Raw genomic sequence first — 17,080 nt, forward strand, 5'->3', positions numbered from 1 at the left:
AACTATGGAACTGACCCGCTTTCTTATCACCATACTCTTCGAGTTGTTTTTGATGGTGGTCATTTTACGCGTATGGCTACAAGCCGCTCGCGCAGATTTTTATAACCCTATGAGTCAATTCGTAGTGAAAATCACCAACCCATTGGTATTACCGCTGCGTAAGTTGATCCCGACCGTCGGCGTCTGGGATCTTGCCTCTGTAGTGTTAGTTTTACTGGTGAGTTTTGGCAAGTACGTCGCCCTTTCAGCCGCGCTTGGTTACCCATTTATTTGGCCGGACCTTGCGTTACTTGGGGTGCTTGGCGCTATCAGTCAGTTCCTCCAGTTGCTGTTCTGGATTGTCATTATTCGCGCTTTGTTGAGCTGGTTTTCACAGGGCTACAATCCAATGCAAGCTATTTTAATTCAGTTAACTGAGCCATTTTTAGCTCCGATCCGTCGTATCTTGCCTCCGATTGGCGGCCTAGATTTATCGGTGTTAGTGCTAGTTATTGGTATTCAAGCCTTACGCATCTTAATTGGAGTTTAATCATGGCAGGTTATTTAGCGCGTTTCCTCGTTGCTTTATGTTTCGTTGGCGCCTTGGCACCAGCGTCTGCGCTCGCCGAGCAAAGCAAACGTTTGGGCCCATGGGAAGTTCATTACAACGCCTTTAACTCGACGCTGTTACGCCCCGAAATGGCGCAACAGTATAACCTTGAGCGCTCGTCACGGATTGCGACGCTGAACATTGCCGTGCTGGCGGCAAATGAAGCCGGTAAGCCTGCGCAACGCGTGAGCATCGAAGGATATGCGATGAACCCGCTGAGCATGCAGCAAAACCTTGAATTTCAAGAGGTGGTTGAAGGTGATGCGGTGTACTACATCGCGCAAACGTCGTTCACCCACTTAGAGACGTTGCGTTTTTTCATCACCATGAAACAAGGTAAAGAGCAACACGAACTGAAGTTCTCGAAAGAGTTTTGGGAAAATTAATCCTCATTACTCAGCAACTTCACCCCAACTTTGAGTAAGTATCCCTGCTCGTCCAACTCGCGTACCGTGAGTTGGACACTTCCCAACACCAATTGATCCCCCACGACCACGCGACGGTGGAATTTCCGGGTGAAATACTCGTGTAAGGTCAGCGGCAACACCGCATCATCCAGCTCACCGAGCGGATAGAAGTCGGCCACATCAGCTAAACTGAGCTCGCCGTTTAAGGCAAAGTCACCAAAGAAGTCACTGACATTCAACGTGCGGGCTTGTCCTCCTGCGGCCAACACACGACTGATTTCATCGACATGTTGCACTTGAGCAATCACCAGCACCTTGTCGCCTTCACGCAGTTGCGGCCGCGTGTGTGGTCGAATCCATTCGCCGTCGCGGATCAGCCCAACAAACTCGAGCGGGACCGCCCAACGCAGCTCATGCCAACCATGATCACAAGCCGGAGATTGCTCGCGCATTTCATACGACCACAACTCTAGGGGATCGTTACTACCGACCTGATCGAGCGCCATGCGACGGTCCGGTTCCGCAGCAGCGGGGACTTCAAGTTTTAACCAACGCGCCATTGGTGCCAGCGTCCAACCTTGTAAAACCAACGACACCATGACCACCACAAAAGCGATGTCAAAGAACAACTCTTGCCCGGGTACGCCACTGAGCCAAGGGTAAAGCGCCAAAATAATAGGTACTGCCCCACGCAGCCCGACCCAGCTGATAAAGAGTTGCTCTCGCAGCGGGTATGAAAAGGGTAGTAAGCTCACCAATACCGCGATCGGACGCACGATAAAAATCATCATTCCCGCGACCGCGAGCGACAACCCGAGGTTTTCGACAAGGTGTGAGGGAGTGACCAGCAACCCAAGAATTAAGAACATCATAATTTGGCTTAACCACGCCAAACCATCTTGCACCTGCAAAATATGCATTAACTGCGGTAAACGCGCATTCCCGATGATATAGCCCATCAGGTACGCGGCGAGGAAGCCACTTCCGCCAGCTCCTGAGGTTAACGCAAACACCACCACCGCACCGGCGGCCGCAAGTAGTGGGAAAAAGGCGAATTGGGCGGTAATTTTTCGCGCAATAAAAACAAAACAACGACCGCCGAGCCAGCCACCGATATAACCAAGCACCAGCTGTAGTAAGACATCTAGCACTACGGCAGGAATCGAGAAAGCTTGCGCTGAGACGATACCGGTGGTCATCGTCATGGTTAAAATGACCGCCATCGGGTCGTTGGTCCCCGATTCAATCTCGAGGGTAGATGTGACACGTTGCTTGATTCTGAGGTTTTGCGATTGGAAGATACCGAACACTGCGGCAGCGTCGGTCGAACTCAAAATAGCACCAATCAATAATGCAATCGGCCATGGCACCGCGAATAGATAAACCAAACCAACAGCGGTTAGGGTACAGGTTAAGGCTACACCTATCGTGGAGAGACTTATCGCCGGCCACAACGCCACGCGAAAACGTTCTTTGCGGGTACGCATACCGCCGTCAAAAATAATGATAACTAGCGCGAGGGAGCCAATAAAAAAGGCGACTTGCGGCTCATCAAAGGCAATCCCAAGCAGCCCCTCTTCACCGGCCAACATGCCCACCACAAGAAACACCAGCAACAACGGCGCACCAAAACGTGAGGACACTACTGCGGCTAAAATGCTGACCAGCAGTAACGACCCCATCAACAACATGACACCATTTAAATCTGTCACTGATTTCTCCTTTGGTCGCTTAGCCTAGATAGCTTATAATGCCTCCTATTGTGCCGAAAACCAAAGAATCTGTCATGCAAGAAATCGTATTAGCTACTGGAAACCAAGGCAAAGTCCGTGAACTTAGTGAACTCCTTCGTCCGTTAAACTGGCGTGTGCGCGCGCAAAACGAATGGCACTTCGAGGAAGTTGAAGAGACTGGCCTGACCTTTGTCGAAAATGCCATCTTAAAAGCTCGCCATGCTGCTCGACTGACTGGTTTACCCGCGTTGGCAGATGATTCAGGTTTGGCGGTCAACGCCTTGGCCGGCGCGCCAGGCATTTATTCCGCGCGCTACGCTGGCCCCCAGGCAAGTGACGCTGACAATGTCAGCAAATTACTGGACGCCTTAGCATCAACGCCAACGGAACAGCGCCAAGCAAGTTTCCACTGTGTGTTGACTTTTATGCGCCATGCCGACGACCCGACGCCTATCATTTGTCACGGCAGTTGGCATGGCGAAATCGCCCAACACGCGAGCGGCAACGGTGGTTTTGGCTACGACCCAGTGTTCTTCATTCCAACTCTCGGCTGCACTGCTGCCGAGCTCGATAAAGCCCAGAAGCAACAGCTTAGCCACCGTGGACAGGCCTTACGAAAACTTCTCGACGAGCTGGCAACGCAGTGATGACGCTGCCCCCACTCGCGCTCTATGTGCACATACCTTGGTGCGTGCAAAAGTGCCCCTATTGTGACTTCAACTCGCACGCATTGAAGGCAGGCGTGCCTGAACAAGCCTATGTCGCCCGTCTGCTAGATGACCTGCGCGCCGATCTCGAGTGGGTACAGGGTCGTGTCATTCAAAGTATTTTTATTGGTGGCGGTACCCCTAGCCTCCTTACCCCACAAGCGATGCAACAATTGCTTGATGGCATCGCTAAGCAAGTGACATTGGCCAGTGATTGCGAAATCACCATGGAAGCCAACCCGGGTACCTTTGAACAAGCCCGGTTTCAGGGCTTCGCGGACGCCGGTGTCAATCGCCTCTCGATCGGGGTGCAAAGTTTAGATGCTGAGCAGCTCAAAGGGTTAGGTCGCATTCATGACCCCGCACAGGCCATCACGGCGGCGCAGCACGCGCAAACCTTGCCGCTAAGAAGCTTTAATCTTGATTTAATGCATGGTTTACCGGGACAGTCCGTTGCCGCAGCTATGGCCGATCTCGACGGTATTTTGGCGCTTAACCCACCTCACATCTCGTGGTATCAGCTCACCATCGAACCGAATACCTCTTTTGCGAGCCGCCCACCACAACTTCCAGAAGATGAAATTTTGGAAGACATCTACGAACGTGGACAAGAAAAACTGCGCGCGGCGGGATATGACAACTATGAAGTGAGTGCGTACGCGAAACCAGGTCACCAAAGTCGCCATAACCGCAACTACTGGCAATTTGGCGATTATCTTGGCATTGGTTGCGGGGCACATAGCAAAATCACCCTGCCCCACGAACAACGTATTTTACGCTGTGAGAAGATCCGTCATCCGCAAGGCTATCTCGACCTGACACGACCGCTGCGCTACCGTTTATGGCAGGTCGAACAACACGAGCTACCGTTCGAGTTTTTTATGAACTTGCTGCGACTTGCTGAACCGATTGAAAAGCGTCTCTTTACTGAGCGAACTGGCCTGTCGTTATCGGTAGCAGAGAAGGCATTGGCTCCGGCGCTAGAAAAAGGACTGATGGAAAGTTCACCAAGCCATTGGCAAACGACGCCACTAGGGCGTCGTTTCGTGAATTCAATTCTTGATGAGATGGTGTAATAAACGCCGCACCACTTACTTCACACGGCGGAATTTAAGATCCCAAACGCCATGACCTAAGCGTTCGCCACGACGTTCAAACTTGGTTAATGGCCGTTCTTCCGGACGCGGAATATAATCATTTGAAGCCGACAAGTTTTGCCAGTTTCCTTGTGCCTCAGCTGCTTGCATCACCTCGAGCATATGCTCGGCGTAATTTTCCCAGTCGGTCGCTAAATGCAAGATACCGCCAATCGCGAGCTTCTGGCGCAGCAACTCTACAAACTCAGGTTGAATCAAACGGCGTTTATGATGGCGTTTTTTATGCCAAGGGTCTGGAAAGAACACTTGTACGCCGGCGAGGCTTTGGTCCGCGATGCAGTCATTCAATACTTCGACCGCGTCGTGCTCAAATACGCGTAGGTTCTCGACCTGTTGAACTTCAGCTTCCATTAAACAAGCGCCGACGCCTGGGCGGTGTACTTCAATACCGATAAAGTTCTTTTCTGGCGCTGCCGCGGCCATTTCAACCAACGAGTGTCCCATACCAAAGCCAATCTCAACAATGGTATCCGCCTGACGCGCAAACACCTTGTCCAGATCTAACAGCCCCATCTCATGGGTCAGGCCCATGCTTGGCCAACAGCGCTCAAGTGCGCCAGCTTGTCCTTTGGTAAGACGGCCTTCACGTTTTACAAAACTACGAACTTTACGGATATAGCGACCTTGCTCTTGCGCATTGGCAAGATTCTCTTGAGTATCGCCGTGGGTACGGTCTTGCTCTGCCATAACTTAACTTTCATTCCTCTACAAACACAAAAAAGGCGCTGCTAAGCTTACGCCTAGCGCGCCTTTTAATAAAGCACTATGAAACTTAGTTGTCTTTTTTCACTGGAACTTCGTTAGTGACAGACATTTTCGCTTCGATGCGACGGTTCTTCGCGCGGTTTTCTTTAGAGTCGTTTGGTACTAATGGACGGTCTTCACCGTAACCTACAGTACTTACACGCTCTTGCTCGATACCGAAATCTTGAATCAAGCTATCGCCAACAGACTTCGCACGACGCTCAGACAAGCCTTGGTTGTATTGCGCAGGACCAGTGCTGTCTGCGTGGCCTTCAATACGGATATCCAATTGTGGGTTATCACGCATGAAGTCAGCGGTATCTTTGATCTCAGGCTTCTCAGAAGCAGGTACGTCATCTGAATCAAACGCAAAGTTAATCATCAACTCATGGGTGATGGTTTCGTTGCGATACATTACACAGCCATTCGCATCTACTTTGAAGGTAGGCTGAGTGTTAGGACACAAGTCTTTGTCATCAGTCACGCCGTCGCCATCAGAGTCAGCAGTCGTAGTTTCAACCACTGGCGCTGGAGCTGGAGCTGCGGCTGAACTACCGAAGTAGTAACGCAAACCAGTCATCACCATCCACTCTGTCAAGTTGCTGTCATCTTGTTGCACAGCAGCTTCAACGAACAAGTTCAAGTTATTGGTAAGTTGCTCAGTGTAACCCGCACCAACACGCAAGAAGCGGTTAGAAACGTCACCTAGCTCAGTGTTGTTTAAACCTAAGCTACCGTAAACGTTGTCGGTGAAGTTATACAACACGTCAACACCATAAACACGACCGCTTGCGCTGTCAGCGAACTCTAAGTCGCCACGCAAGTAATCATAATAAACACGAGCACCCCACTCAGGAGTAAATTGGAAACCACCTTCAACACCATAGAAGGCGCTGTCCGGACCACCTTTGAAGGTGCGGAGCTGATTGTTGTCGATTGCAACACGATCAGAGTCCGTTCCGAATGCTCCCAGACGTGGGCCTACATACCACTGACCATCTTTGTCGGTAGATTGCGCGAACGCTGTACCTGTTACAGAAAGGCCTGCGGCTACTGCAAATGAAATTGCTGCGATACGATTCACGAGATGCTCCTTAAATTTCCCAATGAATAGATTTTTATTTCCCGTTACTATATACGAAATCTATCGTTTTTGCTTGGTTTTTAGCGAATTCTTTACCGTTTACACAAGCTTTACATAAGCTTAAACGAACTTTCCAACCCACTTCATCAGAGTAAAAGAGAATACTTGTTATGCAAAGGGTTACACCGCAGGATGCCAACGCTGTGATAAGCGCCGACGACTTTGCTCAAACGGTCGTCAACTGGCAGCGCCAGCATGGTCGGAATGACTTACCTTGGCAACAACACAATGATCCTTACCATGTTCTTGTCAGCGAGTTAATGCTGCAACAAACCCAAGTAAAAACAGTGATCCCCTATTTTCAGCGCTGGCTTGAACAGTTTCCTACCTTCACTGCACTCGCCAATGCTGATGAACAAGAGGTGATGGCCTGCTGGCAAGGCTTAGGATACTACCGACGTGCACGCAACCTCCAAGCCGCCGCACAAAAAGTTGTTGCGGACTATCAAGGCACCATGCCACAAGCGATGGAAGAGCTACGAGAAATTCCTGGCGTCGGACCTTATACCGTCGGAGCTATTCGTGCATTTGCCTTCGATGCCCCTGCGGCAATTGTTGATGGCAACGTAAAGCGCTTACTTGGACGCCTGTTCACCTTGCCCTACGTGGTGAATAAAAGTACCCACGACAAGTACTTTTGGGAGCTTTCCGAACATTACACTCCGACAGTTAACAATCGGCGTTTTGCTCAAGGTCTCCTTGATTTAGGCGCCACCGTTTGTAAACCTCGTCAACCGACATGTGAGCTTTGTCCGCTGCAAAAGGTGTGTTGCGCCTACCAACAGGATTGCGTAGAGGACTACCCTAAGCGAGAGGTGAAAGCCCGTATTCCAACGCGTCCGGGTCACTTTTGTCTGGATATCAATGGGCAAGGCGTGGTGTTGGAGCAACGGCCCGCTGATGGTATTTGGCCAAGTCTTTGGAGTCTTCCAGAATGCAAGGAGGCGCCGCAGGGGAAGCCGCTTACGCGCTTCAAGCATACCTTTAGTCATTACAAACTGGATGGTCACGTGTGGGTCACTAGCTTACCGCCGAGCGATCGACCACGACGACGCATTGAGCCCGAGCACCTTGCCAACATAGGTTTGCCGGCTCCCATCCGCAAGCTACTCGAACAATTGAACTGGGACGAAGTTTGTCAGATTCAGCTTTAATGCGTAGAATCTGACGAGCACTAATTTATTAGAGGTTGTTATGAGTCGAACTGTGTATTGTCAGTATTTAAAGCAAGAAGCTGAAGGATTAGATTTTCAGCTCTACCCTGGAGAACTCGGCCAACAGATCTTTGAGAACATCTCGAAGCAAGCCTGGGGCGAATGGCAAAAAAAACAAACCATGCTGATTAACGAAAAGCGACTCAATCTGATGGATCCCGCGGCACGTGAGTTCTTAGAAGAAAAAATGAAAGCCTTTCTGTTTGAGGGGAAAGATGTAGAAATTGAAGGCTACACCCCTCCCAGCGCATAAACCAATTCATAAAGCCCCGATATCGGGGCTTTTTTTTACCTCATTTTTAAACTCCCCTCACAAATTTAGCGCATTATTTGTGCGATTTTAGTAGTGTATGACTGAGATAGATGGCATTTATGTGCTGAATCTAGAGAAACGCCATCCAATCTGTTAGACTACGAACGAATTTTTCAAAAGGGAGCTACTATGAACATGCCTTCCTGGCAGCGTGCCGTCGTTAAGGTTGGCAGCGCGTTAATTGCGCCAGACAATACAGGAACGAGCAGTAAATATTTATTGGCCATTGCCCGCTTTATCATCGAGTGTCGAGAGCGCGGACAAGAGGTCGTATTGGTTTCATCCGGCAGTGCTGCCGCAGGGCGCACGCACATCGCCTATGACGGCCACCCCATTCCGGTACCTATTAAAAAAGCAATGGCGGCTGTAGGTCAGCCCGACATGATGGCTAACTGGTCTAGATTTTTCGACTTCCCGTGCGCACAGATTTTGATTACGCATGGTGACCTCCGCGATCGCGCCCGTTATGTCAGTGTTCGAAATACCATGCACACATTGTTAGAACACGATGTATTGCCCGTGGTCAACGAAAATGACGCCTTAGCCACCGACGAAATGAAGGTCGGTGACAACGATAACCTTGCCGCCATGATTGCGACGCTGGTCGACGCTGATGCGCTGTTCATTTGTTCGGACATCGATGGTCTTTTTGATGCAGACCCGCGGGTGAAACCTGACGCCAAGAAAATGCCTATCGTGGAAGAAATCACCGAAGACATTTTTGCTCTTGCAGGTGGTACAACCAACAAAATTGCGACCGGCGGTATGCGAACCAAAATTGAAGCGGCCGAGAAAGCTACTTCACACGGTATCGACACTTACATCGTGAATGGCAGCAAAGGTGAAACTTTTGAGCTGTTGCTGCAGGGCCAAAACCCAGGCACGTTGTTTAAGCGCCAGCAAGATCCAATGAGCAACAAAAAGCATTGGTTACGCCATACCCTCGTCTCGCAAGGCGAAGTCGTGGTTGATAGTGAGACAGCCGATGCCGTGGTCGCTGGCGATGCCCTCACCACCACCGGCATTGTTGACGTACAAGGTGACTTTAACCGCGGTGATGCCGTGGTGATCCGCAATGGCGAAAATACTGAAGCTGTCGCCAAAGGCATTTGCCAATACAGCTCACACGAACTGCTGCACATCAAGGGGCAAGAAGTGAGCTCGATTGCCGAGCAATATGGCTATAGCCCGATAACTGAAGTTATTGAAAGTAACGATTTAACTATTTTGGAGGATGAATGAGTAACTCCGTAGCAACCGATATTGCCAAGCGCGCAGCCATTGCTGCTCGCGCTGTAGCTCCGCTGACAGAAACAGAAAAAAATGCGGTACTGCAACGGATGGCCGATGCCATTCGCAAACACCAAGCTGACATCTTAGCCGTCAATGAAAAAGATATGGCTGCAGGCCGTGAAAAGCAGCTTAGCGAAGCGATGTTAGACCGCCTACAACTCAATGCAGAACGTATTGAGGGTATGGCAACCGCCATCGAAGAAATCATCGCATTAGCCGATCCTGTTGGTGAGCGGATGCCGCTGACCACCCGTCCAAATGGCATCGAAGTTGAAAAAATGCGTATTCCATTGGGCGTTATTTGCATGATTTATGAAGCACGTCCGAATGTGACAGCTGATGCCGGTGCGCTTTGCTTCAAATCAGGTAATGCAGTGATTCTGCGTTGTGGGCGTGAGGCGATTGAAAGCAGCAAAGCCATTGCAGCAGCTTTACACGAAGCGCTACGTGACAGTGGTTTGCCTGAAGATGTCATTGCTGTGGTGCCAACTCCTGACCGCGAGTTAATGCTCGACCTGTTGCAACAGCATGAACACATCGATTTGGTCATTCCACGTGGTGGTGAAGGCCTAATCCACTTTGTTAGCGATAACAGCAAGATCCCTGTGATCCAACATTACAAAGGGGTCTGCCACCTATACGTTGACAAAGACGCTGATATCGAGAAAGCATTAGCACTACTATTGAATGGTAAAACCCATCGCACCGGTGTCTGTAACGCGCTCGAGGGACTTTTAGTCGATGAGGCTATCGCTGCTGAGTTTCTGCCGAAGGCGGCCCAAGCGCTGCAAGAGAAAGGGGTTACCGTGCACTGCGACCAAGCTTCAGCAAAGTATTTCGACAATGCTGATGTAATTGCTGACGACGCTTTTGGCGAAGAGTATCTCGCACTTGAAATCGCAGTACGCACCGTGGCTGGTTTCGAGGGCGCTCTCGCGCATATTCAAGCCTTTGGTAGCGGCCACACCGAAGTGATTGCCACCGAAAATGAAGCGACAGCACAGCGTTTCATTCGTGAGGTAGATTCAGCGGTAACCATGTGGAACGCGTCATCACGTTTCAGTGATGGTGGGCAACTCGGCTTGGGCGCTGAAATTGGTATTTCGACCAGTAAACTCCATGCCTATGGCCCTATGGGTCTACAAGCCTTAACGACCGAGAAGTTTGTCGTGACCGGTAACGGTCAAACACGCGCCTAAGACGCGTGTTGGTATCCTGCAAGTAATAACGGCCAATCGCGCGCTTCCTGCCAATGGAAGTTGCGCTTGGCCTCTTCCGCTTTAGCTAACTCTTTATGGAATGAGCGTAGCAAGCGCGCCAAATTGGCATCACGCCACTCGCCAGGCGAACGAAATCCACATTTATCGAAATCAACAATCCACGCTTTATCCTCGGCATCGAGCATAATGTTGTGGCAGTTTAAGTCCGAATGGTAGACCTCAGCATCATGTAACTGACGAATGGCAGCGCCTAATACGTGCCACTGCGCCGCCTCCAATTGTTGCTCGCCCAACAACTTAAACACATCCTTCGCGTTTGGGATCACTTCCACCAAGATATCGGCGCGATAGCCCCAAGCCGGCGCGTTTTTATAACGTGCCGCTAAAGGCTCTGGTACCGGCAAGCCACGCGCACGCAACTGCATCAACAACTCGAATTCAGCCATAGCGCGGCTTTGCGCGATGGGTTCACGTTTGAAGCGATCACGATTGATCTTGCCCACCAAACCACCGCGGTAATAGTGGCGTAACAACATTGCTTGCGCACCATCACGGATAAACCAGGCCGTACTTCGGCCGGTTGCAGCACCGACAATTTTCGCTTCATTATGCCAATGCGCAGCATCAAAATAGGCTGCATCAAAGTGCTCAAAACGGTCCTTGCGGTACCAAATTTCTTCACCTGTTACCGGCGTTAAGGTTTCCACATTCGACATAGCATAGTTTTCCTGTAACCAGTTGGGCACATGACGCACCACATCAGCCAACATGGCCGCTGTCGCACCTTGGTCTTGTGCAAACTCATCCCGCGCTGCTTGCTGCATTGCTTGCCGTTGCGGAGCATCTGCCAAAAGTGTCAGCAGTTGCTCTGCTAACTGGCCGCTATTGTCCGCCCAAAGGACAGCTTGAGCATCCGCTAAACGCTGGAAAATTTCTTGAAAATTAAAGACATGAGGTCCGCTAACCACAGCTGTATCGGTCGCCACCGGTTCCAATGGATTGTGGCCACCGCGCGTAATCAGGCTACCGCCGATAAAGGCGACGTCGGCAAGGGCATACCATAACAACAGCTCGCCCATAGTGTCACCCAGCCACACCTGCTGCTGAGCCGTCGGCTGTTGTTGCTGGCTACGGATGGCAAGCTTGAAACCTTGCTCACGAACGAGGTCGGCCACGCTCGCAAAACGCTCTGGATGACGCGGTACCAAAATGAGCAGTGCATCGGCATGCTGTTGCAACACCTGGTGAAAGGCCGCAAGCACCATTTCGTCTTCGCCTTTATGGGTGCTGGCAGCAACCCAAACCGGCCGTTGTAATTGCTGCTTGAGGGCGTTCGCTTGCGTCCACACTGCTGCGGGTACTTGACTGTCGAACTTTAAATTGCCCCGCACTACAGCTCGCTCAGCCGGAACGCCAAGGGTGATAAAACGCTGCTGACTTGCGCTATTTTGTGCCGCAACCCAGGTTAATTGGCGCCATATATTGCCGAGGAGCCAGCTATAACGTTGGTACGAATGAAGCGATTTCTCTGATAACCGCGCGTTCAATAGCATGAACGGGATCTGACGCTGAACAGTTTCGCGCAACATACAAGGCCAAACTTCTGTTTCCAGCACCACCACCGCCTCTGGGGCAAATTTGTTGAAAAAACGCGCCATTGCAGCGGGGGTATCTATGGGCAAGTAAACGTGATGCACCCGCTCACCAAACACCTGCTGCGCTAGGCTTGCAGCTGTAGGCGTCATCGACGATAAGGTGACAGGAACGCCGGGGTAACGCGCCAGGATCTGCGTAATAAGTTGTCGCGCTGCGACGGTCTCACCAACGGACACACAGTGAATTAAAATGCCGCCGCGCGCTGCAGCAGGAACGGCTTGACGTGCAAGCCGCTCACACCAGCGCTGGCGATAGGCAGGCGCCTTCCGGCCCCGCAGCCATAAATAAACAAAAACAAAAGGCACTAACAGCCGAATAAGCAGTCGATAAGCGGCTGTCATTGCAATTAACGCCAGTACTCACTAATCCACGTGGTCGGCAATACCTTACGGTACCACTTACCACTACGACCAGCGACAGCGTCGTCTGGGTGCGGGCGGCCATGGAAAATAATCACTTTCGCGCCCTCTGGGATCCGTGGTTGTTGGAAAAAGCTCAGTGGGAATGGGCGTAAACAATGACGTTTGAAACTACGGCACCACTCTGCTGGCCAATACTGCAACTTCCCTTGGCGATCGACGAACTGGGTAATGAATTCTTGTTCATTACGAACATCTTTGCGTGAGCCGACAGGATCGTTTTTCAAGTGCTCGATGGCATCAACATGCGCACCGATGTTGAAACGAAATACCGAGGTATTCCCGGTAGCATCGGATTTATCCCACTCTTTAATAACGAGGAAATCGCCTTCAGGCTCAAAAAATTCATCGAGGCTGCCAACAATCACGATATCTAAGTCAAGGAACAAGGTCGGTCCTTCGAGGTCGTAAAGTGGTTGTGCAAACACGGTCAACTTCAACCAGCCATGTCCGAAGGTCCACGGTTTGCGCTCGTCAAAATCAGCAAAGCCGACCTCAGGAATTGGCTTTACTTCTACTTCTTCACGAATGCCATCATTGTCATCGGTAAAGCAGACAAAGCGGAACGGGCGCGAGAGATTGCGGCTGACCATCGAATAGAGAGTGTTGACATAATCAGAGCCGTATTTTTGGCCCCACTTAATACAAATAATGTTAACTGGCTGCATAGTATCCTGCCTGTATGACGCTGTTTCTAGGCCGCCATAATGCCAAATATTCCGCACTGTGGCTATGCTCAAGCGGGTATTTGGCGATCTTTTCCTGACTTTTCCCCGTATTTCGATCAACAACCTCTTTTTTCATTATTTAGAATCAACAAACATGACCTCTTTTGTGCTTTCTGAGGACTGCTATCAGCACCTTAGTGATGTTCCTAGTGAGCGGTTTACCCAGCTTGCGCTAGTGCTCGGCGACCAACTCAACGCCAAACATTCGTGGTTTCAAGAACGTCAAAACGAGCGTTTATTTGTACTCTTAGAGCTGCGCCAAGAAACCGATTATTGTCGCCACCATATCCAAAAAGTTGTCGGCTTTTTTGCTGCCATGCGCAACTTTGCGAACGCCTTGGTTAAGGCCGGCCATCACGTACTCTACCTGACCCTTGATGCAACAGCGCACAGCCCGAGTCTCACCACGCACCTCGAGGAAATTATTAGCACAACAGGCGTACGCGAACTCCATCTCCAGCAGCCAGATGAATATCGCGTCGATAAACAACTACAGGATTGGCAAGCGCAACAGTCGCTCGCCGTAACATGGTTTGATAGTGAGCACTTTTTAACGGAGCGCAGTGTCTTACAGGATTGGTTTGGCGATAAGCCTAGCTATCTCATGGAGTATTTTTACCGCCGCGTACGCAAACAGACCGGCTATTTAATGGAGCAAGGCAAGCCGCTTGGGGGCAAGTGGAACTTTGATAAAGAAAACCGTAAAACCCCAGCGCAATCGCATCAATTTCCGCCGCCTATCACCTTCGCAACGGATGTCAGTGCCCTTGTCGAAATGCTGCAGCGCCATCAGGTAAAGACCATGGGAACACTGAACCCTACCCAGTTTCTGTGGCCAGTATCACGACGGCAGTCGCTAGAGGTACTTGATTATTTCATCACGCATCTACTGCCATACTTTGGGGACTATCAAGATGCCATGGTGCAAGGTCAGTGGAGCATGTACCATTCACGCCTATCCTTTGCACTCAATACCAAAATGGTAAGCCCACGCTATGTGGTCGAAGCAGCACTGCATGCGTGGCAACAGTACCCAAATAAAATCAGTTTGAATCAGATTGAAGGATTTATCCGTCAAATCATCGGTTGGCGGGAGTTTGTTCGCGCCGTTTATTGGCAATTTATGCCGGACTATCAACATCTCAATGCGCTCGATCACCAACGCCCGCTGCCAGACTTTTATTGGGACGCAAAAACCGATATGAATTGCTTGCAACAAAGCATTCAACAGTCTTTGGATTATGCGTATGCCCATCATATTCAACGGTTAATGGTGACCGGTAATTTCGCCCTACTGAGCGGTTGCGATCCGGCTCAGGTCGATGCCTGGTATTTGGGTATTTATATTGACGCGTTAGAGTGGGTAGAAATGCCGAACACGCGTGGTATGAGTCAATTTGCCGATGGTGGCATTGTGGCAACCAAACCTTATGTTTCAAGTGGTAGCTACATCCAAAAAATGTCGAACTATTGCGACACCTGTTCCTATGACGTGAAACAAAAAACGGGCCCACGAAGTTGTCCGTTCAATAGCCTGTACTGGCACTTTATTGATCGACACATGGAGCAGTTTGACAAAAATCCTCGGATGGCGCTTATCGCGAAGCAATGGCAACGGCGTGACGCTGAGACAAAACGGGCTCTACTTGAGCGCGCAGAACAATTCCTCGCCCAATTAAATTAAAAAGGGAGCCATGATAGGCTCCCTTTTGATTAACTTTAATAGCAGCGTAACTTACTGGAAGTTACGACCACGACGCTCGCCACCGCGGCGCTCACCACCACGACCTTGGCCTTGACGCGGCTTACCGGCAAAACCTTTAGGTCCTGAACGCTCACCACGAGGCTTACGTGGACGTGCAGCGATGGTTTTATCCGATAACTCCATGCCCATTTGCTGCTGACGCACCCGGGCACGTTGTAGAATACGCAATACACCTGTAGGCATATCTTTCGGCAACTCAACCAAGCTGTGGTTATCAAACAACTGGATTTGACCGATAAATTTACTGTCAATATCTGCTTCGTTGGCAATCGCGCCAACGATATCTTGTGGTCGTGCACCGTGCTCGCGACCCACTTGAATTTGATAGGTATCAAAATCAATGTTGGCGTCACGGCGATCGCGACCAGGGCGCTTCTCTTGACGACCACGGTCGCCACGTTCACCACGCTCCGGGCGGTCAGCGAACTTACGTGGTGGTGGATCTGCAGGCACAACCAAAGGACGCGCTGCTTGTTGCTCGGCTAACAAGGCAACGGCGATTTGCTCAGCGCTCAAGCCTGTTTGCTCCTGCATGTTAGCAACGATTTGCGCCATCTGCTCTAAGCCCCCACTGCTAACTTTAGCGACAATACTGTCTTGCAAGATTTGCTGACGATGCGCGCTTAATTGCTCCGCATTCGGCACCTCGAAAAACTCGATGGTGCTGTTGGTCAAACGCTCATACTGACGTAACAAGTGCTTTTCACGCGGGCGATAGAACAAAATAGCTTCACCACTACGTCCAGCACGGCCGGTACGACCAATACGGTGCACGTAAGATTCATTGTCACCTGGCAAATCATAGTTAATCACATGAGTGATTTCTGGCACGTCAAGACCACGCGCCACAACATCCGTTGCCACCAAAATTTCAATATGACCGCTACGTAATTGATTGACCGTTTGCTCACGTTGAGTTTGGTTCAAATCACCGCTCAAAGGCGACGCTTTAAAGCCTGATTTTTGCAGTAACTCGGTCAGCTCCATGGTATCGCTACGCGTACGAACGAAGATCAACACGCGTTGATATTCCAACGTCTCTAACAAACGTGTTAACGCCGCCATTTTGGTTAAGCCACGCACTTGCCATGCACGCTGACGAATGGTCGACTTGGTCGCAGCTTTTGGTGCAATCTTAATGTTCACTGGCTCGTCACCAGCACTATTCACCAAGAAGGTTTTCGCTAAACGGCGAATCGCACTTGGCATGGTTGCTGAGAACAATGCACGCTGTGACGTACTAGGAACAGCACCCATGATGGTTTCGATATCGTCGATGAAGCCCATGTTGAGCATTTCATCAGCTTCATCAAGTACCGCCATACGCAAGGCATCAAGCTTCAATACGCCTTTGTTCAGCATATCGAGTAACCGACCTGGGGTACCTACGATGATTTGTGCACCGGTACGCAAGGCTTTGATTTGTGGGCCAAACGCAGCACCACCATAAACAGTTGCGACTTCAAGGCCACGGGTTTGACGACCAAACTCGGCCAAAGCTTCGGCAACCTGAATTGCAAGTTCACGCGTCGGTGCAACCACCAACATTTGCGTTTGACGTAATTTGGCATCGATCAGGGTTAAACCTGGCAAACCAAACGCGGCAGTTTTACCCGTACCGGTCTGTGCTTCACCAAGCACGTTTTTGCCATTAAGTAAGGCAGGGATCGATTGTTGTTGGATTGGTGTTGGTGCAGTAAAACCCATGCTTTCGATTTGGTTAAGCACAGCAACAGGCAGGCCTAAGTCGGCGAACGACTGGCCAGTCATTAATTCAGACATATTTTTCTCTCATCAATTCTGAGCAATAGTATGGGGGATGTACGCCCAGCTACAGAACACGATGAACACTCTGGCAGGAAATAGGCGCTGAACCCCAGCGTATCAGGGGTTGAGCCGCTCCCATCATTAGCGGTAGTAACCCTGAGGAGCGCGAACTATACGCAAAAGCGCCGCAAATATCAAGTTAAACTGGCATTGCAACACTGAAC

15 protein-coding genes are annotated in these 17,080 nt (G+C 50.4%); 9 read left to right on the forward strand and 6 right to left on the reverse strand.

Annotated features, from left to right (window positions below; all coding sequences use genetic code 11):
* Nucleotides 1-4: 4 nt before the first annotated feature.
* Nucleotides 5-529: a YggT family protein gene (locus G535_RS0101570; protein ID WP_026860458.1), complete on the forward strand. Its 525-nt coding sequence runs from the start codon at nt 5-7 to the stop codon at nt 527-529.
* A gap of 2 nt (nt 530-531) precedes the next feature.
* Entirely contained in the window at nt 532-975 is a 444-nt protein-coding gene (locus tag G535_RS0101575; protein ID WP_034727197.1) for a DUF4426 domain-containing protein, read from the forward strand.
* Here the strand turns inward: G535_RS0101575 and G535_RS0101580 are convergent.
* Complete coding sequence (locus G535_RS0101580) at nt 972-2,708, reverse strand: potassium/proton antiporter (RefSeq protein WP_126775177.1); 1,737 nt, start codon at nt 2,706-2,708, stop codon at nt 972-974. The genes G535_RS0101575 and G535_RS0101580 overlap by 4 nt on opposite strands.
* Before the next feature lie 74 nt (nt 2,709-2,782).
* Between G535_RS0101580 and G535_RS0101585 the strand changes: the two genes are divergently transcribed.
* Both G535_RS0101585 and hemW read left to right on the forward strand, forming a co-directional pair.
* On the forward strand, nt 2,783-3,376 hold the full coding sequence (locus G535_RS0101585) for an XTP/dITP diphosphatase (RefSeq protein WP_026860461.1): 594 nt from the start codon (nt 2,783-2,785) through the stop codon (nt 3,374-3,376).
* Entirely contained in the window at nt 3,376-4,512 is a 1,137-nt protein-coding gene (hemW, locus tag G535_RS0101590; RefSeq protein WP_034727200.1) for a radical SAM family heme chaperone HemW, read from the forward strand. The genes G535_RS0101585 and hemW overlap by 1 nt, the downstream gene beginning before the upstream one ends.
* A 15-nt stretch (nt 4,513-4,527) precedes the next feature.
* Here the strand turns inward: hemW and trmB are convergent, their stop codons facing one another.
* Both trmB and G535_RS0101600 read right to left on the reverse strand, forming a co-directional pair.
* On the reverse strand, nt 4,528-5,280 hold the full coding sequence (trmB, locus tag G535_RS0101595; RefSeq protein WP_026860463.1) for a tRNA (guanosine(46)-N7)-methyltransferase TrmB: 753 nt from the start codon (nt 5,278-5,280) through the stop codon (nt 4,528-4,530).
* A gap of 85 nt (nt 5,281-5,365) precedes the next feature.
* A complete protein-coding gene (locus G535_RS0101600; RefSeq protein ID WP_026860464.1) occupies nt 5,366-6,421 on the reverse strand; it encodes an OmpA family protein in 1,056 nt (351 codons plus the stop codon).
* A 170-nt stretch (nt 6,422-6,591) separates the two neighbouring features.
* On the opposite strand from G535_RS0101600, the gene mutY reads away from it, so the two are divergent.
* The 4 genes from mutY (at nt 6,592) to G535_RS0101620 (ending at nt 10,500) form a co-directional block, all read left to right on the forward strand.
* Entirely contained in the window at nt 6,592-7,635 is a 1,044-nt protein-coding gene (mutY, locus tag G535_RS12625; RefSeq protein ID WP_051206885.1) for an A/G-specific adenine glycosylase, read from the forward strand.
* Between the two features lie 40 nt (nt 7,636-7,675).
* On the forward strand, nt 7,676-7,948 hold the full coding sequence (locus G535_RS0101610; RefSeq protein ID WP_026860465.1) for an oxidative damage protection protein: 273 nt from the start codon (nt 7,676-7,678) through the stop codon (nt 7,946-7,948).
* 189 nt (nt 7,949-8,137) lie between these two features.
* Entirely contained in the window at nt 8,138-9,250 is a 1,113-nt protein-coding gene (gene proB / locus G535_RS0101615; RefSeq protein ID WP_026860466.1) for a glutamate 5-kinase, read from the forward strand.
* Nucleotides 9,247-10,500: a glutamate-5-semialdehyde dehydrogenase gene (locus G535_RS0101620; protein ID WP_026860467.1), complete on the forward strand. Its 1,254-nt coding sequence runs from the start codon at nt 9,247-9,249 to the stop codon at nt 10,498-10,500. The genes proB and G535_RS0101620 overlap by 4 nt, the downstream gene beginning before the upstream one ends.
* Here the strand turns inward: G535_RS0101620 and waaA are convergent.
* Together waaA and G535_RS0101630 are read right to left on the reverse strand one after the other, a co-directional pair.
* The gene (waaA, locus tag G535_RS0101625) at nt 10,497-12,518 is read right to left on the reverse strand and encodes a lipid IV(A) 3-deoxy-D-manno-octulosonic acid transferase (protein ID WP_026860468.1); all 2,022 of its coding nucleotides are present in this window, start codon (nt 12,516-12,518) and stop codon (nt 10,497-10,499) included. The two genes, G535_RS0101620 and waaA, sit on opposite strands and share 4 nt — an antisense overlap.
* Before the next feature lie 5 nt (nt 12,519-12,523).
* Entirely contained in the window at nt 12,524-13,264 is a 741-nt protein-coding gene (locus tag G535_RS0101630) for a hypothetical protein (protein ID WP_026860469.1), read from the reverse strand.
* Between the two features lie 154 nt (nt 13,265-13,418).
* Here G535_RS0101630 and G535_RS0101635 point away from each other — a divergent pair, with 154 nt between their 5' ends.
* The gene (locus tag G535_RS0101635) at nt 13,419-15,008 is read left to right on the forward strand and encodes a cryptochrome/photolyase family protein (protein ID WP_051206886.1); all 1,590 of its coding nucleotides are present in this window, start codon (nt 13,419-13,421) and stop codon (nt 15,006-15,008) included.
* 51 nt (nt 15,009-15,059) lie between these two features.
* On the opposite strand, the gene G535_RS0101640 is transcribed toward G535_RS0101635, so the two are convergent.
* A complete protein-coding gene (locus G535_RS0101640; RefSeq protein WP_026860471.1) occupies nt 15,060-16,871 on the reverse strand; it encodes a DEAD/DEAH box helicase in 1,812 nt (603 codons plus the stop codon).
* Nucleotides 16,872-17,080: the final 209 nt, after the last annotated feature.

This window comes from Pseudidiomarina sediminum DSM 21906 (genome assembly GCF_000423165.1).
Classification (GTDB): domain Bacteria; phylum Pseudomonadota; class Gammaproteobacteria; order Enterobacterales; family Alteromonadaceae; genus Pseudidiomarina; species Pseudidiomarina sediminum.